The sequence below is a fragment of the Streptomyces tubercidicus genome (assembly GCF_027497495.1).
GTDB lineage: Bacteria > Actinomycetota > Actinomycetes > Streptomycetales > Streptomycetaceae > Streptomyces > Streptomyces tubercidicus.
In genome coordinates this window covers 6988015-7011650 of sequence record NZ_CP114205.1, presented here as the reverse complement: position 1 = coordinate 7011650, position 23636 = coordinate 6988015, and the positions used below count along the sequence as shown (strand labels likewise).

Genomic DNA, 23636 nt, shown 5'->3' with positions numbered 1-23636 from the left:
GGGAGCTTCCGCTTCCGCTGTCGCGTACGCGTCCCCCCACCCCCGAACCCACCCCCCGCCCCCTCCCCCGAAGGGGGAGAGGGGGAGGGGGCGGGGGAGCAACCGGAGGCGGGTACGGCCGGGCGCGGCGGCGGGTACGGCCGGGCGCGGCGGCGAGTACGGCCAGGCGCGGCGGCGGGCACGGCGAGACCCGGCGGGCGCGACGAGACCCGGCGGGCGCGACGAGACCCGGCGGGCACAACGCGGTCGCGGCCAGGTCCGGCGGACGCGGCGGGCACGGGCCAGGCCCGAAAGCACCCCAACCCGCCCTCCCCCAAGCCCACCCTCAACCCGCCAGGCACACCCCCACACCCCGTCTCACCCGACAACCCCGTCACTGTCAGTGCCTCGTGCGAGGATGAGGGCATCAGTGATCGCAGGCGGCAGCCAGCGCGTACGACCCGGCAGAGCGAGCCGGGGTGGAAGGGACGGGCCGGGGTGAGCGACAACCAGAATCTCCTCGCGGAGCAGCGGCGGGCCCTGATTCTCGATGAGGTCAGGCGGCGGGGCGGGGTGCGGGTCAATGAGCTGACCCGCAAGCTGAACGTGTCGGACATGACGGTCCGTCGCGATCTGGACGCGCTGGCCCGGCAGGGCATGGTGGAGAAGGTGCACGGCGGCGCGGTGCCGGTCAGCGAGCCGAGTGCGCATGAGCCCGGTTTCGAGGCGAAGTCCGGGCTGGAGCTGAGCGCCAAGGAGGACATCGCCAAGGCGGCGGCCGAGATGGCGGCGCCGGGCAGCGCGATCGCGCTGGCGGGCGGCACGACCGCGTTCGCGCTGGCCCAGCAGCTGCTGGAGGTGCCGGATCTGACGGTGGTGACGAATTCGGTGCGGGTGGCCGATGTGTTCTACACCGCGCAGCGGGCGGCGGCCAGCGGCGGCACGGGACCGCGCGCGGGCGCCGCGACGGTGGTGCTGACGGGTGGAGTGCGGACACCGTCGGACACCTTGGTGGGCCCGGTGGCGGATGCCGCGATCCGGTCGCTGCACTTCGATGTGGTCTTCCTCGGGGTGCACGGCATATCCGTCGAGGCGGGTCTGTCGACGCCGAATCTGGCGGAGGCGGAGACCAACCGGCATTTCGTACGGTCCGCGCGGCGGGTGGTGGTGGTCGCCGACCACACCAAGTGGGGCACGGTCGGCCTGAGTTCGTTCGCCTCTCTGGACGAGGTGGATGTGCTGGTGACGGATTCCGGGCTGCCCGTGGAGGCCCGCAGGGAGTTCGCGGAGCTGCCGCCGGAGCTGGTGGTGGCGGGCGAGCAGCCGGACGGCGCAGACATCTGACGGATCGTTAGCTATGGTGAGCCGCGCAGACCAGCCGACCGTCCCATAGGGGGTGCTCGTCCCATGGCACGCCGACTCCGCCCCGTGGAACTCGACTTCGTCGAGTCCGCCCCGCTGCGGCTGGTGTTCGCCGCGGAGGTCAGCGCGCCGCCGAAGGCGGTGTATGCGGCGCTGGCGGACGATGTGGCCGGCTGGTCGTGCTGGTTCACGGGCGTGGCGCGGTCGGCGTCGACGCAGGGCGGCGCGGGCCGGGAGGTCCGGCTGACCGGTGGCACCCGCTTCACCGAGACGGTGCTGGCGGCCGAGCCCGACGCGCGCTACGCCTACCGTGTCGACACCACCAACGCCCCCGGCCTGCGGGCCCTGTTGGAGGACTGGCGGCTGACGCCGTCGGGCGGCGGCACCCGGCTGCGGTGGACGTTCGCGGCGGACGGCCCGGCGCCGTTCCGGCTTCTGCTGACGCTGGCCAGGCCGGGTCTGGGCCGCGCCTTCCGGGAGTCGGCGCGGGCCCTGGACCGCAGGCTCACCCGGCCCTGAACCTGCCCGCTGGATCTCGCCGGGGGGGGTCAGGCGGGCCAAGCGCCGGTGGCCAGGAACTCGTCGAGGGTGCGCGCGTAGGGCGTGATGTCCAGCCCCTGGGAGGCCAGCCAGGCGTCGGAGTAGTACTTGTCGAGGTAGCGGTCGCCGGGGTCGCACAGCAGGGTGACGACGGATCCCGTACGACCTTCGGCGACCATCTCGGCGACGATCTTCAGGGCGCTCCACAGCCCGGTACCGGTCGAACCGCCCGCCTTGCGCCCTATCGCGGTCTCCAGGGCGCGTACGGCGGCGATGCTGGCAGCATCCGGGACCTTCATCATCCGGTCGATGGCGCCGGGCACGAAGCTCGGTTCCATCCGCGGCCGCCCGATGCCCTCGATACGCGAGGCAGTGGCACAGTCGGTCTTGGCGTCACCGGTGCGCCAGCCGTCGAAGAAGCAGGAGTTCTCCGGGTCGGGGACGCAGATGCGGGTGTCGTACTGCATGTAGTGGACATAGCGGGCGATGGTCGCCGAGGTGCCGCCGGTACCCGCGGTCGCCACGATCCAGGCGGGCTCGGGATAGCGTTCGAGCCGCAGCTGCTGGTAGATCGACTCGGCGATGTTGTTGTTGCCGCGCCAGTCGGTGGCTCGTTCCGCGTAGGTGAACTGGTCCATGTAGTGGCCGCCGGACTCGGCGGCGAGACGGGCGGAGACCTCGTAGACGGTCCGCGGATCCTTCACCAGATGACAGGTGCCGCCGTGGAACTCGATCAGCCGGGTCTTCTCCGGGCTGGTGGTGGCCGGCATCACCGCGATGAACGGCACGCCGATGAGGGAGGCGAAGTACGCCTCGGAGACGGCCGTGGAGCCGCTGGAGGACTCGATGACCGGCTTGCCGGGGCGGATCCAGCCGTTGCACAGCCCGTAGAGGAACAGGGAGCGGGCCAGCCGGTGCTTGAGGCTCCCGGTGGGGTGCGTCGACTCGTCCTTGAGGTAGAGGTCGATGCCCCAGCTCTCGGGCAGCGGGAAGCGCAGCAGATGGGTGTCGGCGGTCCGGTTGGCGTCCGCCTGAACCTTGCGGACGGCTTCATTGAGCCAGCTTCGGTAGTCCGGATCCGTACGGTCGATGTCGACGGTCGGCATCGGGGCTTCGGTCGCGGCCTGGTGGTCAGGCCGGCTCTGCGGCTGCTGTGCGGTGCTCACCGGCGCGCTCCTCCGGGGGTCGGACGGCCCGTGGAAAAGGGCGGGCCGCTTCCGACTATAACCACCCGCCGCACCCTTCTCACCTGCATAAACATCACTTTGGGATACCCCAAGGCGGCCATGGGGCAGGGTCGTTGACCGCACTGTGCGCCGGTGCCACTGGTGCGCCGGGCGCGGTACCGGCAGACTTCCCCCAAGGGGCGGTGGAGGGCAGCTGCCCGTCTACCGAGGAGGTGCCGGCATGGCGGAGCCTGAGTTCAACGCGACCGGCGTACGGATCGAGCGGTGGCTGCGGTCCCTGACCCGCGCCGGCCAGGTCGTCATCAGCGACGGCAGGCTGGCGCTGCTGACCAGCTACGGCACGGAGATCGACAGCGCCCCGTTGCAGGCCGTACAGGCCCATAAACCGCTGTTCGCGGCGCGGGACCGGGCGCTTGCCACGCTCAACGGGCACCGCTACTCGCTCACGCTCGGCACCCCGGAGCTCTTCTTCAAGGCCCTGGAGGCGGCGCGCCCACCGCACCCCTGACGGGCTGCTCCGGCCGTGGGGGTGCGGTTGCGGGAGCGCTGTGGCTGTCTGACCCTGGACTCGTATCACTGAGGGTTCACCAGCGGTGACGCTGTGGCGCAGTCGGCATCGCTGGATCCGATCTTCGCCCCTGCCCGGTACGAGGGGCGCCCGGCCTCATCAGGGAGTCGCGGTCGTGATCAGGCAGCCCAGCAGGCACTGCACGGTGGAGCTCCAAGCCGTTCCGGCTCGCATCGGACATGTGCGCAGAATCGTCTCCGCCCAGCTGCGGTACTGGCGTCTCGACGCCGTGATAGACCCGGCGGCGCTCGGGGTGACCGAACTCCTCGCCAATGTGCACCGACACGCCCGCCCCAGCAAGCACTGCACCGTGGAACTGTGCGTTCTTCTCGACCAGTTGACGGTCTCGGTGCACGACGAGGACCCCCGGCTGCCCCGGATCCGGGTCGCCGAGAGCTGGGAGACCTGTGGCCGCGGCCTGGCGCTGATCGCGGCGCTCAGCGAGAGCTGGGGGGTGCGCCCGGACGGCAGCGGCAAGGTCGTGTGGTTCACCCTTCCGGCCCTGACCACGGCGCCCGAGGAGGCTTGTACGGTCCGTGGCTACGGGGAGGCCGTGCCGATGGAGGACGCCCGTACGGTGGCCGGGTCGCACATCCGGATACGGGGCACCAGGGTGGGCTGATGGGCTGTCGGCGGGCACGGCGGTCCGGGCCTCCGGCGGCTTATGCCGCGCCCCCCTTGGGGCCTGTGGCGAAGTGTTCCTCCAGGACGGAGAGGCGGCGCCAGTACTCCTCCTCGTCGATCTCCCCCGCGGCGAAGCGGCGGCCGAGGACGGCGAGGGGTGAGGGCGTGTCGGCACGGGCGGGGTACTGCGATCCCTGGAACTGGCGGCCGGGCCCGCCGTGGCGCCATACGGTGCGGCGCAGCAGTGTCATCACGCCGACGATGACCAGCGCCCAGAGGACGGGCACGAACAGGATCCAGGGGCCGGGGCCGCCGCCCGACCAGGGGTCGGCAAGCTCGAACATCGCAATCAGCTCCTCGGTGAGGCAGAGGTCTCCCGGTCCTTTCCGGTCCGGGCGAACCGGGTACTTCCGGTCTGCTTCGAGACTCGCGCTTCGGCGTCCGCCGGTCGTCGTACCGCCAGCGGCTCTGCCCGTACGACGCGGGAAGTAGACGGGGCGCCAAAGACTGCTCCCGGCCGCCCCAGCCGCCCCGGCCCCCGGCCACCGGCCACCGGCCACCCGAGCGCCAGCCAACCCCCACCCCCTCACGCGCCCGCCGCCCGCCGCCCGCCTCCCCTCGATCTCTGTAACTACTAGTATGTACAGTGGCACCATGGGCACTCAGGAACCTCGCGGCACAGAGCAACCCCGCGGCACACAAGAACGGCTCATCCGGAGCACCCAGGAGCTGCTGTGGGAGCGGGGCTATGTCGGCACCAGCCCCAAGGCGATCCTGGAGCGCGCGGGCGTCGGCCAGGGGAGCATGTATCACCACTTCGCGGGCAAGTCGGAGCTCGCGCTGGCGGCGATCCGGCGCAGCGCGGAGGAGCTGAGGCAGAGCGCCGAGGAGTGCCTGGGCGCCCCGGGCACGGCGTACGACCGCGTCTCGGCGTATCTGCTGCGTGAGCGGCGGGTGCTGCGTGGCTGCCCGATCGGCCGGATGACGCAGGACCGCGATGTGGTGCACAGCCCGGAGCTTCGGCGGCCGCTGGACGAGCTGTTCGGCTGGCTCCAGGGCCGGATCACCGAGGTTCTCGCCGAGGGGCAGCGCCGTGGCGAGCTGGCCGACGGGCTGGATCCGGCGGCCGGTGCCGCGGCCGTGGCGGCCGTCGTCCAGGGCGGCTATGTCCTGGCCCGCGCGGCCGAAGACCCCGCCCCCTTCGACGCCGCCGTTCAGGGCGTACTGGCGCTGCTCGCGGCACAGCGCACGCCCGGCACCGCCACCGCCGCCACCACCGGCTGAGCCCCTCCCCCATCCGTACGGAGCCCGTCATGCACGCCATGCAGTACACCCTCACCCTGCCCGCCGACTACGACATGGAGATCATCCGGCGCCGTGTCCGGACCAAAGGCCACCTCCTGGACGACTTCGCCGGGCTCGGCCTGAAGGCGTACGGAATCCGGGAGCGCGGGGTCGATGGCGCACCGGTCAACCAGTACGCGCCGTTTTACCTCTGGGCTGACCCGGAGGCCATGAACCGCTTCCTGCTCGGGGACGGATTCCGCGGTGTGGTCCGCGACTTCGGACGGCCCGCCGTCCAGCACTGGCAGGGGCTGTTCCACCGCCCCGGCCCGGCCGCCGGCGCGCTCCCCCGGACCTTCACCCGGCGGACCGCGACGCTCGCCGAGGACGCCGACGCCGCCACCGTCATCGCGCAGGCGATCGCCGGACACGAGGAGTTGGCCACGACGGACGGTGTCCACACCACCGTGCTGGCCCTCGATCCACGGCACTGGGAACTGGTCCACTTCACCCTCTGGGCGGACGGCGCCCCGGAGGCCGCGGGCGACCGCTACCAGGTGCTGCATCTGTCCGCCCCGGGCACCGACCGCCTCGGCACCGGGCGGCAGTGGTGAACCGCGCCCCCTCGGACGGGCCCGCCGCCCCTGCCATGCATACGGCCCGCTCGGTCCGTACGGTCCTCGGTGATATCGGGCCCACCGGTCTCGGCGTCTGCAACGCACATGACCATCTCTTCCTGCGCAGCCCCCAACTCCCGGGCCAGGAACTGGCTGACGCCGAGGCGGCGGCCGCCGAGCTGAATGCCTTTCGCGCGGCCGGCGGCGCCGCGGTGATCCAGTGGACGCCGTACGGCATGGGCCGCCGCGCCGCCGAACTGCCGCGGCTGGCACGGGAATCGGGCGTACGGATCGTCGCCGCCACCGGTCTGCACCAGGCGGCGCACTACTCCCCCGAGCTGCTGGCGCGGGTCCATGGCGATCTGGCCGGGCTGTTCGTCACCGAGTTGACCGAGGGGATCGGCGGCACCGGCCCCCGGGCCGGGATGATCAAGGTCGCCGGCGGCTTCCACGGACTGGACCGGCATGCCCGGCACACCATGGCGGCCGCCGCCGAGGCCCAGCGGGCGACCGGCGCCGCCATCGGCGTCCACCTGGAGCTGGGCACCGGGGCGCTGGACGTACTCGACCTGCTCTGCGGCACCTTGGCGGTCCCGCCGGACCGGGTGATCCTCGGCCATCTCAACCGCTCGCCGGACCTCGTCGTCCACCGGACCGCCGCCGAGGCCGGGGCGTATCTGGCCTTCGACGGCCCCTCACGGGCCCATCATGCGACGGACTGGCGGCTGCCCGAGGCGCTGGCGGCGCTCGCCGACGCGGGCTTCGGTGACCGGATCCTGCTGGGCGGCGACACCACCACGGCCGCCGCCCGATCGGTCAACGGCGGCCCCGGGATGCCGTATCTGCTGGGCCGCCACCGGGAGCGACTGGCACGCACCCTGGGCAAGGACCTGGTGGCCCGGTTCCTGACGGCCAACCCGGCCCACGCCTTCGCCGCCGACTGGGCGCCTACAGGGTGACCGAGATCCCCACATGCGGCCGTTTGCCGCCGCGTACCAGCGCGCCGACGCTGTCCATCAGCCGGAATCGCAGCCCGTATTTGCGCGCCATCGCCTTGCGTACCCGCCCCAGCCCGTCGGCACCCTCCAGGAGCCGTCCGGTGCCCTCGACGGTCCGGGCGCCCTCGGCGATCCGGCCGCGCACATCGCACGGGGTGACGGTCACCCGGGCGTCATTCCGCAGCCGCTTCACCTTCCAGCTGTCGTCCCGCGTCCACACCAGGAGTTCCGCCCCTTCGGCCACCGCCCATACGGGGGTGGCCACCGGTGTCCCGTTCCCGCGGTAGGTGACCAGGCTGACGTACGGACTGCGCGCGACCACTTCGGGAATCATGAGCGCAGCCTAGGCTCCTCGTCCCGTCCATGCCCTCCCCCTGCCGCCGGACTCCCCCTACCGTTCGAGAACCACCAACGGATCATCCAGCACCGGCTGCCAGGCCAGTTCGGCCGCGCCGACCAGGCTGTTGTGGTCGAGGCTGCAGGGCAGGATCGGCACCCCGCCGCTGCGGCCCCACAGACTGCGGTCGGCGACCACCGCGCGCAGCCGTTCCGGGTCGGCCTCCAGCAGGGAGCGGTGCAGTCCGCCGAGGACGATGCGGTCGGGGTTGAGGATGTTGGCGAGTCCGGCGAGGCCGAGCCCGAGGCGGTCGATGAGGAGGTCGGCGGCGGCGCGGACGCCCGGGTCGGTGTACTCGTCGCGCAGCAGATCGGCGGCCTGTTGGAGCAGGGAGCCTTCGGGGCCCGGTTCGCGGCCTGCGGCGCCGAGGAAGGCGAGCGGGTCCGCCTCGACGTCCAGGCAGCCGCGGCTGCCGCAGTGGCAGGGCGCCCCCTCGGGGTGGACGGTCAGATGGCCGACCTCCAGCGCCAGGCCCGAACTGCCGCTGTGCAGGCGGCCGTCGAGCACCAGCGCCCCGCCGACGCCCCGGTGACCGGAGGCCACACAGAGCAGGTCACGGGCGCCCCGGCCGGCCCCGTGGCGGTGTTCGGCGAGCGCCATGAGGTTGACGTCGTTACCGCTGAAGCCGATCTGCTCGGTGACTCCCGGGATGCCCGCCTCGGCGAGCGAGCGCAGGAAGAGGGCGCGTACGGGGGCGCCCGAAGGCCAGGCGAGATGCATCGGCTTGAGGGCCTCGCCGTCCGGTTCGGCGACCGCGGAGGGCACCGCCAAACCGGCGCCGAGACAGCGCCGCCCGGTCTCGCGCAGCAGGTCCGCGCCCGCCGCGACGACTTCGGCGAGCACCTGCGCCGGGTCGGCGGGGATGGCGCCGCAGCCGGTCGTGGTCGCCACGATGCGGCCCCCGAGACCGACCAGCGCGACCCGGAACCCGTCCGCGTGGATCTGCGCGGCGAGCACGACCGGTCCGCGCTCGGCGACGAACAGCCGGTGGGACGGCCGCCCCTGGGAGCCGGCCGAGGCGGTCGGCCGGGAGTCGACGGTGATCAGTCCGAGCGCTTCGAGTTCGGCGGCCACCGCCCCCGCGGTCGCGCGGGTCACGCCGAGTTCGGAGGTCAGGACGGCGCGGGTGGGCGCGCGGCCGGTGTGTACGAGCTCCAGTGCGGGTCCGAGGGCGCCGCGGCCCCGTTCCAGCCTGGTTGTCCGAGTCTGGGTCACCTCCCCATTCTGGCTTTGTGCCGAGGCTAAACAAAAATGGCGGTACCGGGCGCGGCACCGGGACCCCGTCCCCACCGATCCGCGTCCGCCCCCGCCACCTCCGATCCGCCCTTGCGGCCGCCGCCAGATATGCGGTGTTTCTGCTGGTCATGGCCCTGGGCGGCGGTCCAAAACGGCAGTTGTGGAGCACTTCGGTGCGGTACGGGCACGGATCCACGGGACGCACCGTCGCCGTCCGACCCGCGCGGGTTCCTTGTCAGTGCCGACTGGCACACTCGGGGCATGGAGATCACTGAATTCGTCGAAACGCTGCGACTGGACGGGGGCCTGCTCGCCGATGCCGCGCAGGAGGCGGGGCCGGACGCCCGGATTCCGGCCTGTCCCGACTGGCAGATGCGGGATCTGGTCACCCATGTGGGACGGACGCACCGCTGGGCGACGGAGTTCGTGACGCAGGGCGGGCAGCAGCCCAGCCGCCCCTCCGAGGCCCCGGATCTGGCCGATGACGAACTCGTGCCGTGGCTGCGCGAGGGCCATCACCACCTCGTCCTGGCGCTGCACTCCGCGCCGCAGGACCTGGCCGCCTGGACGTTCCTGCCCGCCCCGTCCCCGCTGGCGTTCTGGGCACGGCGGCAGGCGCACGAGACGTCGGTGCACCGCGCGGACGCCCAGCAGGCGGCCGGCGCCTCCCTCACCCCCCTCCCGTCCGCCTTCGCCGCCGACGGGATCGATGAACTCCTGACGGGCTTTCACGCCCGCGACCGCAGCCGGGTCCGTACGGACACCCCGCGGACGCTGCGGCTGCGGGCGACGAACGCTCGCGGCGCCGACTGGACCGTGCGCCTCTCCGACGCCCCGCCGCAGACCGTACGCACCGCCCCGGACGCCGACGGGCCGGACGCCGCGAAGCCTGCCGACTGCACGATCGAGGGCCCGGCCGAGGAGCTGTATCTCGCGCTGTGGAACCGGCTGCCGTGGGACGCGCTGACCGTCACCGGCGACGCATCGCTGCCCCGGCTATGGCAGGAGCGGGCCGGAATCTGAGCTTCCGGGACGCGCCGCGGGCCGGGCGCGGATCCCCGGCCGGCGGCCGTCCACCGGGCCATCCACCGGGCCGCCCGTCCTCACCCCAGCCAGCCGGGCCGCACCAGCCCAGACTCATAGGCCAGCACGACCAGTTGGGCACGGTCACGGGCGCCCAGCTTCACCATCGTGCGGCTGACATGCGTCTTTGCGGTGAGCGGGCTGACGACCAGCCGGCGGGCGATCTCCTCGTTGGACAGGCCGATACCGACCAGCGCCATCACCTCACGCTCCCGCTCGGTCAGTGCGGACAGCGCACCGGCCGCGGCCGGCTCCTTGGAGCGGGCCGCGAACTCGGCGATCAGACGGCGGGTGACCCCGGGCGAGAGCAGCGCATCACCGGCGACGACCGCACGCACGGCCCGTAGCAGCTCCTCCGGTTCGGTGTCCTTGACCAGAAAGCCGGAGGCTCCGGAGCGGATCGCCTCGAAGACATACTCGTCCAGCTCGAAGGTGGTCAGCATGACGACCTTCACCTCCCGCAGCAGCGGGTCCCCGGTGATCCCCCGAGTGGCGACCAGCCCGTCCACCACCGGCATCCGGATGTCCATCAGGACGACGTCCGGGCGGTGTTCGCGGACCGCGGCCAGCGCCTGCTGCCCGTCCGCGGCCTCGGCAACCACCCCGATATCGGGCTGAGCGTCCAGCAGCACCTTGAAACCGGCCCGCACCAGCAGCTGATCGTCAGCGAGCAGTACCCGGATCACGACTCCTCCTCGGTGGCGGTGGGGCGCACCGTATCCGCACCCGGGTCCTGGCCTGGTGTCCCAGGACCGGCCGGCGCCCCCGGACCGGCCGATGCCTCCGTAGCGGTTGCTGTCCCCGTACCGCGCAGCGGAATACGGGCCCGGACCCGGAAGCCGCCGTCCGGGCGCGGGCCCGCCTCGACGGTGCCGCCCAGCGCGGCGGCCCGCTCCCGCATCCCGATCAGTCCGTTGCCACCGCCCGGCTCGCCCGCCCCGGCGGTCGCCGGACCGTCGTCGTCGACCCGGATCTCCAGCGCGCCAGGGGTGTGGCGGAGCAGCACCCGGGCGGTACGGGACCCGGAGTGGCGGACGATGTTGGTGAGCGCTTCCTGGACGATGCGGAAGGCCGCGAGGTCCGTACCGGGCGGCAGCGCGGCCGCGGCGCCCTCGGTGGTCACGTCGACGGTGAGCCCGGCGCTCCTGGCCTGTTCGGTGAGTTCCGGCAGCCGGTCCAGTCCGGGCGCCGGGGAGCGCGGTGCGTCGCCCGGCGTACGCAGCGTGTCGAGGACCTGCCGGACCTCGCCGAGCGCCTCTTTGCTCGCCCCCTTGATGGTGGTCAGCGCGTTCCGCGCCTGCTCCGGGTCGCTGTCCAGCAGCGCCAGCCCCACGCCCGCCTGGACATTGATCACGGAGATGCTGTGGGCGAGGACGTCATGCAGCTCGCGGGCGATCCGCAGCCGCTCCTCGTCGGCCCTGCGGCGTTCCGCGGCGGCCCGTTCGGCCTGTGCCTTCGCCAGCTGCTCCCGGCGCACCCGTACCAGCTCGGAGAGCGCGATCACGGCCACCACCCAGGCGGTGACGAGCAGTTCTTCTCCCCAGGGGGCGGGCCCGTCGTGCGGGGGCGGCAGCCACCGGTAGAGCCAGTGGGCGACCAGGACATGGGACGCCCACACCCCGCCCAGCGCCCACCAGGCGACCTTGCGGTGTCCCGCGACGACCGCGGAAAAGGCGCCGAGGGCGAGGAGGAGGAAGACCGGTCCGTACGGATAGCCCGCCGCGAGGTAGGCCGTGGCGGTGGCGGCGGTGCCGATGGCGACCGTGCACGGGTGGCGGTGCCGGAACAGCAGCAGCGCCCCGCCGAGGACCAGCAGCGCGCGGCCGAGGGAATCCAGCGGGACGCGGTCCGGCTGGTCGTGACCGGCGAAACCGGAGCCGGCCGTCACCACGACCGTGACGACGAGGGTCGACAGCCAGGGCAGCCGGGTGCCGGACCCACCACGCGGTTCCCCGGGCGGGGCCGCCAGCCACCGCTCCCACGCCGGGCCGACGCGGCGCCGCGCCCACGGCGGCCGTGCATTCTCCATGCCGTCACGCTAGACCGTGGCGGGGCCCGGTGGCGTCAGCCCGGCGCGGTGATCGCCCGTACTCCCCCGGTAGTACGGCGCGGCGGCTCGCGTCCCCAGGACGGCGGTGCCACGGTGCTCGGGCCGGCCTCCCCGGACCGACGCGACAGCGCCTCACCCCTCACCCCGCATCCCCCTCACCCCCGGTCCATCGCCTCCAGTGCCCGTCGCGCCACCGGGCGGGTGCGCACGAGCTCGCCCAGCGTCGTCGTCCCTCGCGTGATCTTCGCGAAGGCGTTCCAGGCCGGCCGGAAGCCCGTGATCGCCGCGTGGAACATGCCCGGACGCCGCGAGAAGGCACCGAGCAGCCGCCGCCCCACGCCCATCTCCACACCCAGCCCCGCCTTGATGGCGAAGGCGTAGTTGAGGGCCTGGCGGCGGGCGTCCACCGCGTCATGCGCCTCCGCGATCCGCACCGCCCACTCCCCCGCGAGCCGCCCGGACCGCAGTGCGAACGAGATGCCCTCCCGCGTCCACGGCTCCAGCAGCCCGGCCGCGTCCCCGCACACCAGCACCCGGCCACGCGACAGCGGCGAGTCATCGGCACGGCAGCGCGTCAGATGCCCGGACGAGATGCTCGGCTCGAAACCGGCGAGGCCCAGCCGCCCGATGAAGTCCTCCAGATAGCGCTTGGTCGCCGCGCCCTCACCGCGCGCGGAGATCACGCCGACGGTGAGGGTGTCGCCCTTGGGGAAGACCCAGCCATAGCTGCCGGGCATCGGCCCCCAGTCGATGAGCACCCGGCCCGCCCAGTCCTCGGCGACCGGCTCCGGAACCGGGATCTCCGCCTCCAGCCCCAGGTCGACCTGGTCGAGCTTGACCCCTACATGGGCTCCTATACGGCCCGCGCTGCCGTCCGCACCGATCACGGCGCGGGCCAGCACCACCTCGCCGTTGCCGAGCACCACCGCGACGGTCCGCCGGTCCGGCACCTCGGCACCGTGCTGCTCCACCCGGGAGACCGCGACGCCCGTACGGACCGTCGCGCCGGCGTCCTTGGCGGACTCGACCAGCTGGGCATCGAACTCCGGGCGGTTGATCAGCCCGAACAGCATGTTCCTGGAACGGCGGGTGCGGGCCAGCCGGCCGTTCAGCGAGAACGTCACGGCATGCACCCGGTCGCGCAGCGGCAGGTCGAAGCCCGGCGGGAGGGAGTCCCGGGAGGGCCCGATGATGCCGCCGCCGCAGGTCTTGTAGCGCGGGAGTTCCGCTTTCTCCAGGAGCAGCACCCGGCGTCCCGTACAGGCCGCGGCATGCGCGGCCGAAGCTCCCGCAGGCCCCGCGCCCACCACCACGACATCCCACACCTGCTGGTTGTCCTCCGCTGCCCGCTCGCTGCTCACCTGTGCTTCTGCTCCCGTTCGATGCCTGGCTGCGTGTACCGCCCGCATCCTACGGGCCGCTCTCGCGCGAACGGCCTGTGGGAAGATCGGGGGCGCCGATGCCCATATGTCCGCCCGTCCGGCTCACGAGGCCGCACGGTCCGTACTGTTCAACGCCGCGCCCACAAGGAGCGTTCCATGTCTGACAGCCCGCTCGCCCAGACCGTCGCCGCGCTTCAGCCCCGTGCCAGGACCGAGCTGGCCGAGCTGGTGGCCTTCAAGTCGGTCGCGGATCCGGCCCAGTTCCCCAAGAGCGAGTGCGAGGCGGCCGCCAACTGGATCGTCGATACGCTGCGGGCGGACGGCTTCCAGGACGTGGCGCTGCTGGACACCCCGGACGGCACCCAGTCCGTGTACGGCTTTCTGCCCGGCCCGGCCGACGCCCCGACGGTCCTGCTGTACGCGCACTACGACGTACAGCCGCCGCTGGACGAGGCCGCCTGGGACTCCCCACCGTTCGAGCTGACCGAGCGCGACGGCCGCTGGTACGGCCGCGGCGCCGCGGACTGCAAGGGCGGCCTGATCATGCATCTGACGGCGCTGCGCGCACTCAAGGAGCACGGCGGCATCCCGGTCAACGTCAAGGTGATCGTGGAGGGTTCGGAGGAGCAGGGCACCGGCGGCCTGGAGCGCTACGCCGAGGCACACCCCGAGCTGCTGGCCGCCGACGCCATCGTCATCGGCGACACCGGCAACTTCCGGGCCGGGCTGCCGACGGTCACCGCGACACTCCGCGGAATGACCCTGCTCCGCGTCCAGGTCGACACCCTGGCGGGCAATCTGCACTCCGGCCAGTTCGGCGGCGCGGCCCCCGACGCGCTGGCGGCGCTGATCCGCATCCTGGACTCGCTGCGCGCCGAGGACGGTTCGACGACGGTGACCGGCCTGGCCGCGGACGCCACCTGGGACGGCCTCCAGTACCCGGAGGACGACTTCCGCAAGGACGCCAAGGTCCTGGACGGCGTCGGCCTGCTCGGCACCGGCACGGTCGCGGACCGGATCTGGGCCCGTCCGGCCGTCACGGTGCTCGGCATCGACTGCCCGCCGGTGGTCGGCGCCACCCCCTCCGTCCAGGCGGGCGCACGGGCCCTGGTCAGCCTCCGGGTGCCGCCGGGCACGGACGCGGCCGAGGCCACCAAGCTGCTGACCGCGCATCTGGAGAGCGCCGCCCCCTGGGGAGCGCGGGTCGCGGTCGAACAGGTCGGCCAGGGCCAGGCGTTCCGCGCCGACACCAGCAGCCCCGCCTACACCTCGATGGCGGCGGCGCTGCGCGATGCCTACGACGGCGAGGAGATGCAGACCTCCGGCATGGGCGGCTCGATCCCCCTCTGCAACACGCTGGCGCGGCTCTACCCCGAGGCCGAAATCCTCCTCATCGGCCTGAGCGAGCCGGAGGCCCAGATCCACGCGGTCAACGAGAGCGTGTGCCCGCGGGAGCTGGAGCGGATGTCTTTGGCGACGGCGAACTTCCTGCGGAGCTACGGCAGCTAACGCCCCCACGTTTTCGTCCGGCCCGTCCCCTCCCGTTGGAGGAGTCGTAACGGTGAGTGGGGGCGGGCCGCCGTGCCCCTTACGTGGGGCCTACCCGAGAGGGACACCGGCCTCAAGGTGCAAGGGACACCCTCGCTCACGCGCCCGCAGCGCCCAGTGGAGGCGGTTCCAGCGGACCGGCGGCAGCATGGACTCCGCCTCCGCTTCGGTCACAAAGCGCCAATCGCGCAACTCCGTGCCGGGCAGCAGCAGCTTGCTGATCCGGTCGTGGGGCAGTGTGCCGCCGTCGTAGAGGAGCCGGAGGCCGCCGAAGCCGGGCGGCTTGGGGGCTTCCCAGTCCAGTACCAACAGCCGTAGCGCGCCGGGCAGTTCGATGCCCAGTTCCTCGGCGACCTCCCGCACCGCGGCCTGCGCGGGCGCCTCACCGCGTTCCACGACCCCGCCGGGGAATTCCCAGCCGGCCTTGTAGGTCGGGTCGACGAGCAGCACCCGGTCCTGGTCGTCGAAGAGCAGCACACCGGCCGCGAGTGTCTCGGCGGTCGGCTCGGGTGTCTGCACGATGTCGCAGGCGCCGGCGCCGGTCCGTACGGCCTCGGCGACCTCTTCGGCGGCCTGACGGGGCGTCAGCTGAGTGGTGTCCACGACGTGCGCATCGCCGCGCAGCCACGGCAGTGCGTCCGCGTACGGCTTGAGGTGTTCGAGGCTCCATCGGCGGATCGACGCGTGGTCCTCGGCGTCACCCGATGCCTCCTCACGCTGCGCTATCCGCGTCCGCAGGATCGTTTCCTCGGTGTGCAGCAGCACATGCCGTACGGGTATCCGGCGAGCCGCGAGGGCACCGAAGATCTCGTCGCGGTACTCCTGGCGCAGCAGCGTCATCGGCGTCACCAGGGGACCGGGCACTTCGGTGAGCAGGGCCGCGGCGGTGTCCACGACCATGCGCCGCCAGGCCGGCAGATCCTGATAGTCGTCGATCCCCTCGAACCGCTTGGCCGGCAGCATCAACCGCAGTCCGCTGCCGAGGAGTTCGGGGTCGTAGAGCGTGCTTCCGGGAAGCAGGTCGAGCAATTCTTGAGCCGTAGTGGTCTTGCCCGCACCGAACGTGCCGTTCAGCCAGACGATCACGGTTTCCCCTCTTCCCTAGACCCCAGGTGAGTTGCCCGCAACACCCTGCCACGGAAACGCTCGGGAACCAGGGGCCGGGCACGACCGGGAAAGTTGCACATTCGACCATCGGCTCGGCCAGGGGACTTCGCTCACCCGTGGACGCGCCGATCGAGAAATGCCGCGCGCGACGGATGCCGGTCACCGTATCCGCCGCCGCGAAGCCCCCGGCAAACAAGCGCTCCCCCGCCCCTCCTGCACCGAAACCCCCACCCGATACCGGGTTTTCGCACCACGGTCGCCCCGGTGGAGCACCGCATATGACGGCGGCCCATGGTGGACCCGGTGGCCGGTTCCCTACGGTCCCGCCCCGTAAGGGCTGCCCCGTAGGAAAACGCTCTACCTCCAGGTCAATAACAGGCTGCGCAAGAAATCCCGGAGGCCGGGAAATGCATGAGCTGAACGGCGGGGACGGGGAGGGGAAACGAGTTAGGAAAGCGCTTGCCCGGCGAGCGCCGGTACCCGTCAAAGATCTTGGGAATACCGGCTTCCGACTTCTTCCCCTTGCGTCCGGCGAGTGGGACATCCGACCTCCGTGAGCGTCCGCGCGTGCCCCCGCGCCCCCGCGCCACGGAACGTCGGCCGGAGACCATGCCCCCTCCTCACAGGTGGAACCGAACAGAAACGAACGCGAGTTGGCGGGATCTCACTCTTCGTCGCCGGGAGAGTCAAGGGTTCTGGCAGGCGGAGCAGGAAGCACGAGCGGCGCTCTTCCAACAGACTCCAACAAGCCCTACCGTAAACACTCGCCAGTGACCGGTACATGCCCTCACCACACCTCTCGTGAAGACGGAGGACGCGAAGCATGCGCGTTCATATCGGCACCATCCCTCGGCGGCGAGGTCAGCGAAGAATCATCGGAGCGCTGTCCGCCGCGCTGCTGTGTACAGCGGGGGTGACCGCCCTGCCCGCCGCGGCCCGGACACCCGGCGCCCCGGACCCCGGCACGGCCACCGCCCGTACCCCCGGCAGCGTTCCGTCTCCCCGGCTTCCCGACGGGCTCGCCAAGACGCCGCCGATGGGCTTCAACAACTGGAACTCCACACACTGCCGGGCGGAGTTCAACGAGGAGATGGTCAAGGGCATCGCCGACCTCTTCGTCGCCAAGGGCCTCAAGGACGCCGGCTACCAGTACGTCAATCTCGACGACTGCTGGGCGCTGCCCACCCGCGACGGGAACGGTAAGCTCGTACCGGATCCGCAGCGCTTCCCGCACGGCATCAAGGCGGTGGCCGACTACGTCCACGCCAAGGGTCTGAAATTCGGCATCTACACGAGCGCCGGCATCAAGACCTGCAACCCGGCCGGCTTCCCCGGCGGCCTGGGCCATGAGAAGTCCGACGCCCAGCAGTTCGCCGACTGGGGCGTGGACTACCTCAAGTACGACAACTGCAACAACATGGGTGTGGACGCCAAGAAGCGGTATCGCGCCATGCAGGATGCGCTCAAGGCCACCGGGCGGCCCATCGTCTACAGCCTCTGCGAATGGGGCGAGAACAAGCCCTGGGAGTGGGCGTCGGACGTAGGGCATCTGTGGCGCACGACCGGCGACATCAGTGACTCGTGGTCCAGCATGCTCGGGATCGCCAAGCAGAATCTGCCGCTGGCACCGCACGCCGGGCCCGGACACTGGAACGACCCGGACATGCTGGAGGTCGGCAACGGCGGCATGACGGACACCGAGTACCGCAGCCACTTCTCCCTGTGGTCGATGATGGCCGCCCCGCTGCTGATCGGCTCCGATCTGCGCAAGGCGACCCCGGAGACGTTCGAGATCCTGGCCAACAAGGAACTCATCGCCGTCGACCAGGACGCGCTGGGCAAGCAGGCCACGGTGCTGAAGTCCGAGGACGGCCGCTGGACGATCGTCAGGCAACTGGCCAACGGTGACCGTGCGGTGGCGCTGTTCAACGAGACCGGACAGCCGCAGCGGATCTCCACCACCGCCAAGGACATCGGCTTGCCGCGGGCCGACGGTTACCGGCTGCGCGATCTGTGGCAGCACCAGGACACCCACACCACCGGCGCCATCGCCGCGACGGTCCCGGCGCACGGCACCACCGTCTACCGGGTCTCCGCCGATCCGCGCTGGGCGACGTATCCGCCGGCCGTCGAGAGCGGCACCGACCGTACGCCGCTGGTCGAGGCCGGCACTCCGGCCGGACTCCGCTCCACCGTCCGCAATCTGGGCGGCACCCCCGCCAAGAACCTCACGGTGACGCTCAAGGCCCCGCGGGGCTGGCGGGTCCAGGCCACCTCGCCCGCGTCGGCCCGTGCCCTGCCCGGCGGCCGGACGCTCCGTACCAGCTGGCGGATCACCGCGCCGGCCGGTACCGCGTCCGGCGCCTACGCCCTGCCGCTCACCGCCGACTACCGCTCACCGCGCGGTGAGCGGATCACCACGACGCTGCCCGGTACGGCCCATGTCGTGGTGCCGCCGCCGTCCGGGACCGCGGACGCCGCCGCCCTGCCCTGGCTCACCGCCACCAACGGCTGGGGCCCGGTGGAGAAGAACACCAGCGTCGGGGAGGAAGCGTCCGGGGACGGCAGTCCGCTCAGCATCGGCGGCACCGGCTTCGCGAAGGGTCTGGGCGTACATGCCGCCAGCGAGGTGAGCTTCTACACGGGCGGGCGGTGCTCCGCGTTCAGCGCCCGTGCCGGTATCGACGACGAGGCCGGTGACCGTGGCTCGGTGGCCTTCGAGGTATGGGCCGACGGCAAGCGGGTCGCCCGGACCGGCTCGGTGACCGGTACGGATCCGGCCCAGGCCATCAGCGCCCCGGTCGCCGGTGCGCAGACCGTCCGGCTGGTCGTGACCGACGGCGGGGACGGTATCGACTACGACCACGCCGACTGGGCGGACGCCACGTTCAGCTGCTGAGAGGGCAGTTGCGAGACGGCAGTTGCGCCGGGACCTGGATGCCGCCGCGGGCTTACTGACGAGAGGGAAGAAGTTCTCGTTCCGCGGCGGCATCCGTCGATCCGCCGGTCCATGGGAGACCCTCCTGGCCCGGCATACCGCCGTACGCGACGCGCCCCGTACGGCTCGCGGGGAGGTGGCCGTCCGCAGCGGACGACAAAGACAAAGGCAAGGAACGCACCCGCTCCTTGCCACTCTCAACGTATAGCGCATGGGGGGCCTTGCGGCAAGGCCCTGGTCATGGCGCAGAATCGCCGGCCTGAGCAGGAATCTGCGGAGCTGGGGGACGTAGTGATCGACGTGATCATTGCCGGCGGTGGACCGACCGGTTTGATGCTGGCCGCCGAGTTGCGGCTGGCCGGGGTGCATGTGGTCGTGCTGGAGAAACTGACCGAGCCGACCGAGGAGTCCCGCGGGCAAGGGCTGCACACACGCAGCGTTGAGTTGATGGACCAGCGAGGACTGCTGGACCGGTTCCTCGCGGTCAGTGAGACGTTCCAGGCCGGCGGTCTCTTCGGCGGCATCATGAAGCCGTGGCCGGAGCGGCTGGACACCGCTCATCCGTACGGCGTCGCCACCCCGCAGCCGGTCACCGAGCGGCTGCTCAACGAGCGTGCCCTCGAACTCGGCGCCGAGATCCGGCGCGGCTGCGAACTGGTCGGGCTGAGCCAGGACGAGGACGGGGTGACCGTCGAGCTGGCGCATGTGGGCACCCCTGCCAGTGGGGGCCTCCCCGGCCAGGGGAGCGGAGCCGCCGGAGGGAGGGGCGGCACACAGCTGCGCTGCCGCTACCTCGTCGGCTGCGACGGCGGCCGCAGCACGGTGCGCAAGCAGCTCGGTGTCGGTTTCCCCGGCGAGCCCGCCACGGTCGAGACGCTGCTGGGCGATATGGAGGCGACCGAGGATCCGGCGACGATTGCCGCCGTCGTCGAGGAAGTCCGCAAGACCCAACTGCGGTTCGGCGCCGGCCCCCTCGGAGAGGGAAGGTACCGCGTCGTCGTGCCCGCCGAAGGGGTGGCCGAGGACCGCACCGCCCCGCCGACCCTTGAGGAGTTCAGGCAGCAGCTGCGGGCCACCGCGGGCACCGACTTCGGCGTGCACTCGCCGCGCTGGCTGTCCCGGTTCGGCGACGCCACCCGGCAGGCCGAGCGCTACCGGGTCGGCCGGGTGCTGCTGGCCGGCGACGCGGCACACATCCACCCGCCGACCGGCGGGCAGGGGCTCAACCTCGGCGTCCAGGACGCCTTCAACCTCGGCTGGAAGCTGGCCGCCACGGTCAACGGCTGGGCTCCGGAAGGGCTGCTGGACAGCTATCACACCGAACGGCACCCGGTGGGCGCCCGCGTGCTGGACAACACCCGCGCGCAGATCACGCTGCTGGGCACCGGTCCGGGGCCGACCGCGCTGCGGGAGCTGTTCTCGACGTTGATGGACTTCGAGGAGGTGAACCGCTACGTGACCGAGCTGATCACCGCGGTCGGCGTCCGCTACGACTTCGGCGAGGGGCACGAACTGCTCGGCAGGCGGATGCGGGACGTGCAGCTGAAACAGGGTCGCCTCTACGAGCTGCTGCACAGCGGCCGCGGGCTGCTCCTCGACCAGACCGGCCGGCTGTCGGTGGCGGGTTGGACGGACCGGGTCGACCATGTCGTCGACGTCAGCGAGGAACTGCACGTGCCCGCGATCCTGCTGCGACCGGACGGCCATGTGGCGTGGGCCGGCGAGAAGCAGCGCGATCTGCTCGCCGCACTGCCCAGGTGGTTCGGCACTGCCGTCGGCTGAGGGCGCGCAGCGGCCACCGTGCGGCACGGCAGACCTCGCGATGGCCACGCATGAGGGCCTGTCCGGTGGGTCGGCGTGGCCGACGTCCGTCTGGCGGGCAGCCCTTAAGGGGCGCACGGGGCCCCCGTAGTGGAGTCAGGGCGCGGGGGCAAACGCTTCGAGGCGGGACTGTTGGGCGGCGGCTGCGGCGCCCACCACCCCGGCGTCTGTGCCCATTTGGGCGGGTACGACCGTCAGGCCCGAGACGAAGGACAGCTTCGCGTAGTCCCGTAGGGCGGCGCGCAAGGGGCGGAAGAGGACGTCACCCGCGCCCGCGACCCCGCCGCCGATGACCGCGATGTCGATCTCGACGAGGGTGGCGGTGGCGGCGATTCCGGCGGCCAGTGCGCGGGCGGCGCGGTGGAAGGAGCGCAGGGCGACCGGGTCGCCGGCGTGTGCGGCGGCGGCGACGGCGGCCGCGCTGGTGTCGCCGTCGGGGCCCGGCTGCCAGCCGTGGGCCAGGGCCCGGCGGGCGATGTTGGGGCCGCTGGCGATCCGTTCGACACAGCCGCGGGATCCGCACGGGCAGGGGTCACCGTCAACATCGACGCTGATGTGGCCGATATGGCCGGCGTTTCCCGTGGGGCCGGGGTGCAGGCGGCCGTTGAGGACGAGTCCGCCGCCGACGCCGGTGGAGACCACCATGCACAGGGCGTTGGCATGGCCCCGCGCGGCGCCCTGCCAGTGCTCGGCCGCGGTCATCGCGACGCCGTCCCCGACCAGCACGACGGGACGCCCCCCGACCAGCGCCCGCACTCCGGCGACGAGCGGGAAGTCGCGCCAGCCGGGGATGTTGACCGGGCTGACGGTGCCGGTGGCGGCGTCCACCGGGCCCGCGCTGCCGATTCCGACGGCCGCCACCCGCGACCAGTCCGGCCCCGCCGCCAGCTCGCCGATCACCTCGGCCACCGCACGCATCACCGTCGCCCCGTCCTTGTCGGCGGGGGTGGGCCGGGCGGCCCGTACGACCAGCCTGCCGTGGGTGTCCACCAGAGCCCCGGCGATCTTGGTGCCGCCGATGTCCAAGGCTGCGCTGAGGTCGGTCTGCATCGGTGTGGAATCTCCTGGTGGGGCCGGGTGCCGAGCGTACCGGCCCGACGTGAGAAGGGCAGTCTTCCGTTGATTGACAACGTTGTCTAGGGGATATGCTCGACGCCACATGCCGATGCCGACAGAATCAGGACCGCACACCGTGACCGACACCGCGCGGGGCACGTCCCGCCGCTATGGCACCCGGCCCACCATGAAGGATGTCGCGGCACGCGCCGGGGTCGGCCTCAAGACGGTCTCCCGTGTAGTCAATGGCGAACCCGGGGTCACCCCGGACACCGAACGACGCGTCCAGGAAGCCATCACGGCCCTGGGATTCCGCCGTAACGACTCCGCCCGGATTCTGCGCAAGGGACGCACCGCCAGCATCGGCCTGGTACTGGAGGATCTCGCCGACCCCTTCTACGGCCCGCTCAACCGCGCCGTCGAGGAAATCGCCCGCGGCCACGGCGCACTGCTGATCAACGGCTCCAGCGCCGAGGACCCGGCCCGCGAACAGGAGTTGGTGCTGGCCCTGTGCGCCCGGCGGGTGGACGGCCTGATCATCATCCCGGCTGCGGACGACCACCGGTATCTGGAACCGGAGATCGCTGCCGGGATAGCCACCGTCTTCGTCGACCGCCCGGCCGGCCGTATCCACGCCGATGCCGTCCTCTCCGACAGCTTCGGCGGCGCCCATGACGCGGTGGCCCATCTGATCGCGCACGGCCACCGCCGGATCGGCTTCATCGGCGACCAGCCCAGGATCCACACCACCCATGAGCGGCTGCGCGGCTACCGTACGGCAATGGCCGCCGCCGGCCTGCCCGTTGACGAGTCCTGGGTCGCCCTCGGCCCGACCGCGCCGGAGCGGGTGCGGTCCGCCGCCACCGCGATGCTGGACGGGCCGCAGCCGGTGACCGCCCTCTTCGCGGGCAACAACCGCGTCACGGTCACGGCGGTCCGGGTGCTCGCCAACCATCCGCGCCCGGTCGCCCTCGTCGGCTTCGACGACTTCGAACTCGCCGATCTGGTCAACCCCGCCATCACCGTCGTCGCCCAGGACTCCGCACGACTCGGCCGTTCGGCGGCGCTGTTGCTCTTCCGCCGGCTCGACGGCGCCGATGACGCACCCCGCCGGCTGGAGATCCCCACCCGGCTGATCCCCCGCGGCTCGGGCGAGATCCCTCCTGCGGAGAGCTGACCTCCTCGCGGCCGTATACCCGAGGACGGCCGCACACCCGAGGGCGGCCGCGCACCCAAAGGCCGTCCCACGCCCGCGGGCCACCGCATACCCGAGGGCCCGCCACCGCCCGGTGTCACCCGTCCTCACGAGAAGAAGGCCCGCCGCGCCCGGCCTTCTTCCAGATCAGCGCCATCCCCATCACCAGCACGATCAGCGCGACGAGCACGATGCCGACCTTGAGGGCCTGGTCGACCAGCAGGTGGTGGACCAGCCCCTCGCCGTCGGCGCCACCCCGGGCGAGGGCGGCCCCGGGCCCCGCCAGTGGGCCGCCACCGCTCATCGGCCCCACACCGGTCATCGACCCCGCACCGGTCATCGGCCCGTCCCCCGCCCCCGCTGACCGCGCCCGTCGTCGTCCAGGTGACGGGCTGCGGCCCGGAGCGCCGCCCCGGTCAGCGATCCGCCGCCGCGGGAGGCGCCGCGACCGCGCGCGGCTCCCCGGTCGTCCAGGCGGCGGCTCATGGCACGCGCGACGGGTGCCGCATACCGCCGGGCCGCACCCAGTTTCCCCCGGCGCCGGAGCCCCAGCGCCACTGCGAAGACCAGCAGCGCCAGCACCACCAGACCGCCGACGAGCAGGCCGAATCGCAGGAGAAGAAGGTTCAGGACCTGTTCCATGGTCACCCCTCTCATTTTTGTA

At 72.2% G+C, this 23636-nt stretch carries 23 protein-coding genes; 12 read left to right on the top strand and 11 right to left on the bottom strand.

Annotated features, from left to right (window positions below; translation table 11 throughout):
• The first annotated feature begins 477 nt into the window (after positions 1–477).
• Together STRTU_RS30655 and STRTU_RS30650 are read left to right on the top strand one after the other, a co-directional pair.
• A complete protein-coding gene (locus STRTU_RS30655; RefSeq protein WP_159748193.1) occupies positions 478–1323 on the top strand; it encodes a DeoR/GlpR family DNA-binding transcription regulator in 846 nt (281 codons plus the stop codon).
• Between the two features lie 63 nt (positions 1324–1386).
• Entirely contained in the window at positions 1387–1860 is a 474-nt protein-coding gene (locus STRTU_RS30650; RefSeq protein ID WP_159748191.1) for an SRPBCC family protein, read from the top strand.
• 29 nt (positions 1861–1889) lie between these two features.
• On the opposite strand, the gene STRTU_RS30645 is transcribed toward STRTU_RS30650, so the two are convergent.
• Positions 1890–2987, bottom strand: a complete 1098-nt coding sequence (locus tag STRTU_RS30645; RefSeq protein WP_159749725.1) for a PLP-dependent cysteine synthase family protein — start codon at positions 2985–2987, stop codon at positions 1890–1892.
• A 301-nt stretch (positions 2988–3288) separates the two neighbouring features.
• Here STRTU_RS30645 and STRTU_RS30640 point away from each other — a divergent pair, with 301 nt between their 5' ends.
• On the top strand, positions 3289–3576 hold the full coding sequence (locus STRTU_RS30640; RefSeq protein WP_109888330.1) for a hypothetical protein: 288 nt from the start codon (positions 3289–3291) through the stop codon (positions 3574–3576).
• A 175-nt stretch (positions 3577–3751) separates the two neighbouring features.
• Entirely contained in the window at positions 3752–4258 is a 507-nt protein-coding gene (locus STRTU_RS30635; RefSeq protein WP_246241529.1) for an ATP-binding protein, read from the top strand.
• Positions 4259–4298: 40 nt separating this feature from the next.
• On the opposite strand, the gene STRTU_RS30630 is transcribed toward STRTU_RS30635, so the two are convergent.
• Positions 4299–4604, bottom strand: a complete 306-nt coding sequence (locus tag STRTU_RS30630; RefSeq protein ID WP_159748189.1) for an SHOCT domain-containing protein — start codon at positions 4602–4604, stop codon at positions 4299–4301.
• Positions 4605–4914: 310 nt separating this feature from the next.
• Between STRTU_RS30630 and STRTU_RS30625 the strand changes: the two genes are divergently transcribed.
• The 3 genes from STRTU_RS30625 to STRTU_RS30615 are packed head-to-tail and all read left to right on the top strand — an operon-like array spanning position 4915 to position 7120.
• Complete coding sequence (locus STRTU_RS30625) at positions 4915–5544, top strand: TetR/AcrR family transcriptional regulator (RefSeq protein WP_246241528.1); 630 nt, start codon at positions 4915–4917, stop codon at positions 5542–5544.
• Positions 5545–5573: 29 nt separating this feature from the next.
• On the top strand, positions 5574–6158 hold the full coding sequence (locus tag STRTU_RS30620; RefSeq protein ID WP_159748185.1) for a DUF4865 family protein: 585 nt from the start codon (positions 5574–5576) through the stop codon (positions 6156–6158).
• Between the two features lie 35 nt (positions 6159–6193).
• Positions 6194–7120: a phosphotriesterase family protein gene (locus STRTU_RS30615; RefSeq protein ID WP_159749721.1), complete on the top strand. Its 927-nt coding sequence runs from the start codon at positions 6194–6196 to the stop codon at positions 7118–7120.
• Here the strand turns inward: STRTU_RS30615 and STRTU_RS30610 are convergent.
• Both STRTU_RS30610 and STRTU_RS30605 read right to left on the bottom strand, forming a co-directional pair.
• A complete protein-coding gene (locus STRTU_RS30610) occupies positions 7110–7493 on the bottom strand; it encodes a PPOX class F420-dependent oxidoreductase (protein ID WP_159748183.1) in 384 nt (127 codons plus the stop codon). The genes STRTU_RS30615 and STRTU_RS30610 overlap by 11 nt on opposite strands.
• Positions 7494–7550: 57 nt before the next feature.
• The gene (locus tag STRTU_RS30605) at positions 7551–8771 is read right to left on the bottom strand and encodes an ROK family protein (RefSeq protein ID WP_159748181.1); all 1221 of its coding nucleotides are present in this window, start codon (positions 8769–8771) and stop codon (positions 7551–7553) included.
• Between the two features lie 282 nt (positions 8772–9053).
• On the opposite strand from STRTU_RS30605, the gene STRTU_RS30600 reads away from it, so the two are divergent.
• Positions 9054–9815 carry a maleylpyruvate isomerase family mycothiol-dependent enzyme gene (locus tag STRTU_RS30600; RefSeq protein WP_159748179.1) on the top strand — a complete coding sequence of 254 codons (762 nt, stop codon included), beginning with the start codon at positions 9054–9056 and terminating at the stop codon, positions 9813–9815.
• 80 nt (positions 9816–9895) lie between these two features.
• Here STRTU_RS30600 and STRTU_RS30595 read toward each other — a convergent pair whose 3' ends face one another.
• The 3 genes from STRTU_RS30595 to STRTU_RS30585 form a co-directional block, all read right to left on the bottom strand.
• The gene (locus STRTU_RS30595; protein ID WP_159748177.1) at positions 9896–10561 is read right to left on the bottom strand and encodes a response regulator; all 666 of its coding nucleotides are present in this window, start codon (positions 10559–10561) and stop codon (positions 9896–9898) included.
• Positions 10558–11904 carry a sensor histidine kinase gene (locus tag STRTU_RS30590; protein ID WP_159748175.1) on the bottom strand — a complete coding sequence of 449 codons (1347 nt, stop codon included), beginning with the start codon at positions 11902–11904 and terminating at the stop codon, positions 10558–10560. Before STRTU_RS30590 ends, STRTU_RS30595 begins: the two co-directional genes overlap by 4 nt.
• Positions 11905–12080: 176 nt before the next feature.
• Positions 12081–13286, bottom strand: coding sequence for a geranylgeranyl reductase family protein (locus STRTU_RS30585; protein ID WP_159748173.1), 1206 nt, complete (start codon positions 13284–13286; stop codon positions 12081–12083).
• A gap of 177 nt (positions 13287–13463) precedes the next feature.
• Between STRTU_RS30585 and STRTU_RS30580 the strand changes: the two genes are divergently transcribed.
• Complete coding sequence (locus tag STRTU_RS30580) at positions 13464–14816, top strand: dipeptidase (RefSeq protein WP_159748171.1); 1353 nt, start codon at positions 13464–13466, stop codon at positions 14814–14816.
• Between the two features lie 90 nt (positions 14817–14906).
• On the opposite strand, the gene STRTU_RS30575 is transcribed toward STRTU_RS30580, so the two are convergent.
• Complete coding sequence (locus tag STRTU_RS30575) at positions 14907–15941, bottom strand: NUDIX hydrolase (protein WP_159748169.1); 1035 nt, start codon at positions 15939–15941, stop codon at positions 14907–14909.
• Positions 15942–16785: 844 nt separating this feature from the next.
• Between STRTU_RS30575 and STRTU_RS30570 the strand changes: the two genes are divergently transcribed.
• Both STRTU_RS30570 and STRTU_RS30565 read left to right on the top strand, forming a co-directional pair.
• Positions 16786–18861: an NPCBM/NEW2 domain-containing protein gene (locus tag STRTU_RS30570; protein ID WP_174879001.1), complete on the top strand. Its 2076-nt coding sequence runs from the start codon at positions 16786–16788 to the stop codon at positions 18859–18861.
• Between the two features lie 330 nt (positions 18862–19191).
• Positions 19192–20682 carry an FAD-dependent monooxygenase gene (locus tag STRTU_RS30565; RefSeq protein WP_159749717.1) on the top strand — a complete coding sequence of 497 codons (1491 nt, stop codon included), beginning with the start codon at positions 19192–19194 and terminating at the stop codon, positions 20680–20682.
• 135 nt (positions 20683–20817) lie between these two features.
• Here STRTU_RS30565 and STRTU_RS30560 read toward each other — a convergent pair whose 3' ends face one another.
• Positions 20818–21771, bottom strand: coding sequence for an ROK family protein (locus tag STRTU_RS30560; RefSeq protein WP_159748167.1), 954 nt, complete (start codon positions 21769–21771; stop codon positions 20818–20820).
• A gap of 142 nt (positions 21772–21913) precedes the next feature.
• Between STRTU_RS30560 and STRTU_RS30555 the strand changes: the two genes are divergently transcribed.
• Positions 21914–22954: a LacI family DNA-binding transcriptional regulator gene (locus STRTU_RS30555; protein ID WP_159748165.1), complete on the top strand. Its 1041-nt coding sequence runs from the start codon at positions 21914–21916 to the stop codon at positions 22952–22954.
• 115 nt (positions 22955–23069) lie between these two features.
• Here the strand turns inward: STRTU_RS30555 and STRTU_RS30550 are convergent, their stop codons facing one another.
• Both STRTU_RS30550 and STRTU_RS30545 read right to left on the bottom strand, forming a co-directional pair.
• Positions 23070–23312, bottom strand: a complete 243-nt coding sequence (locus tag STRTU_RS30550; RefSeq protein ID WP_167539267.1) for a hypothetical protein — start codon at positions 23310–23312, stop codon at positions 23070–23072.
• The gene (locus STRTU_RS30545) at positions 23309–23614 is read right to left on the bottom strand and encodes a hypothetical protein (RefSeq protein WP_269777409.1); all 306 of its coding nucleotides are present in this window, start codon (positions 23612–23614) and stop codon (positions 23309–23311) included. Before STRTU_RS30545 ends, STRTU_RS30550 begins: the two co-directional genes overlap by 4 nt.
• Positions 23615–23636 lie beyond the last annotated feature (22 nt).

Coding starts and splice junctions, on each gene's coding strand:
- STRTU_RS30650 (WP_159748191.1), top strand. CDS start 1,387: ATGGCACGCCGACTCCGCCCCGTGGAACTCGACTTCGTCGAGTCCGCC.
- STRTU_RS30645 (WP_159749725.1), bottom strand. CDS start 2,987: ATGCCGACCGTCGACATCGACCGTACGGATCCGGACTACCGAAGCTGG.
- STRTU_RS30640 (WP_109888330.1), top strand. CDS start 3,289: ATGGCGGAGCCTGAGTTCAACGCGACCGGCGTACGGATCGAGCGGTGG.
- STRTU_RS30630 (WP_159748189.1), bottom strand. CDS start 4,604: ATGTTCGAGCTTGCCGACCCCTGGTCGGGCGGCGGCCCCGGCCCCTGG.
- STRTU_RS30625 (WP_246241528.1), top strand. CDS start 4,915: ATGGGCACTCAGGAACCTCGCGGCACAGAGCAACCCCGCGGCACACAA.
- STRTU_RS30620 (WP_159748185.1), top strand. CDS start 5,574: ATGCACGCCATGCAGTACACCCTCACCCTGCCCGCCGACTACGACATG.
- STRTU_RS30615 (WP_159749721.1), top strand. CDS start 6,194: ATGCATACGGCCCGCTCGGTCCGTACGGTCCTCGGTGATATCGGGCCC.
- STRTU_RS30610 (WP_159748183.1), bottom strand. CDS start 7,493: ATGATTCCCGAAGTGGTCGCGCGCAGTCCGTACGTCAGCCTGGTCACC.
- STRTU_RS30600 (WP_159748179.1), top strand. CDS start 9,054: ATGGAGATCACTGAATTCGTCGAAACGCTGCGACTGGACGGGGGCCTG.
- STRTU_RS30590 (WP_159748175.1), bottom strand. CDS start 11,904: ATGGAGAATGCACGGCCGCCGTGGGCGCGGCGCCGCGTCGGCCCGGCG.
- STRTU_RS30580 (WP_159748171.1), top strand. CDS start 13,464: ATGTCTGACAGCCCGCTCGCCCAGACCGTCGCCGCGCTTCAGCCCCGT.
- STRTU_RS30570 (WP_174879001.1), top strand. CDS start 16,786: ATGCGCGTTCATATCGGCACCATCCCTCGGCGGCGAGGTCAGCGAAGA.
- STRTU_RS30560 (WP_159748167.1), bottom strand. CDS start 21,771: ATGCAGACCGACCTCAGCGCAGCCTTGGACATCGGCGGCACCAAGATC.
- STRTU_RS30550 (WP_167539267.1), bottom strand. CDS start 23,312: ATGACCGGTGCGGGGTCGATGACCGGTGTGGGGCCGATGAGCGGTGGC.
- STRTU_RS30545 (WP_269777409.1), bottom strand. CDS start 23,614: ATGGAACAGGTCCTGAACCTTCTTCTCCTGCGATTCGGCCTGCTCGTC.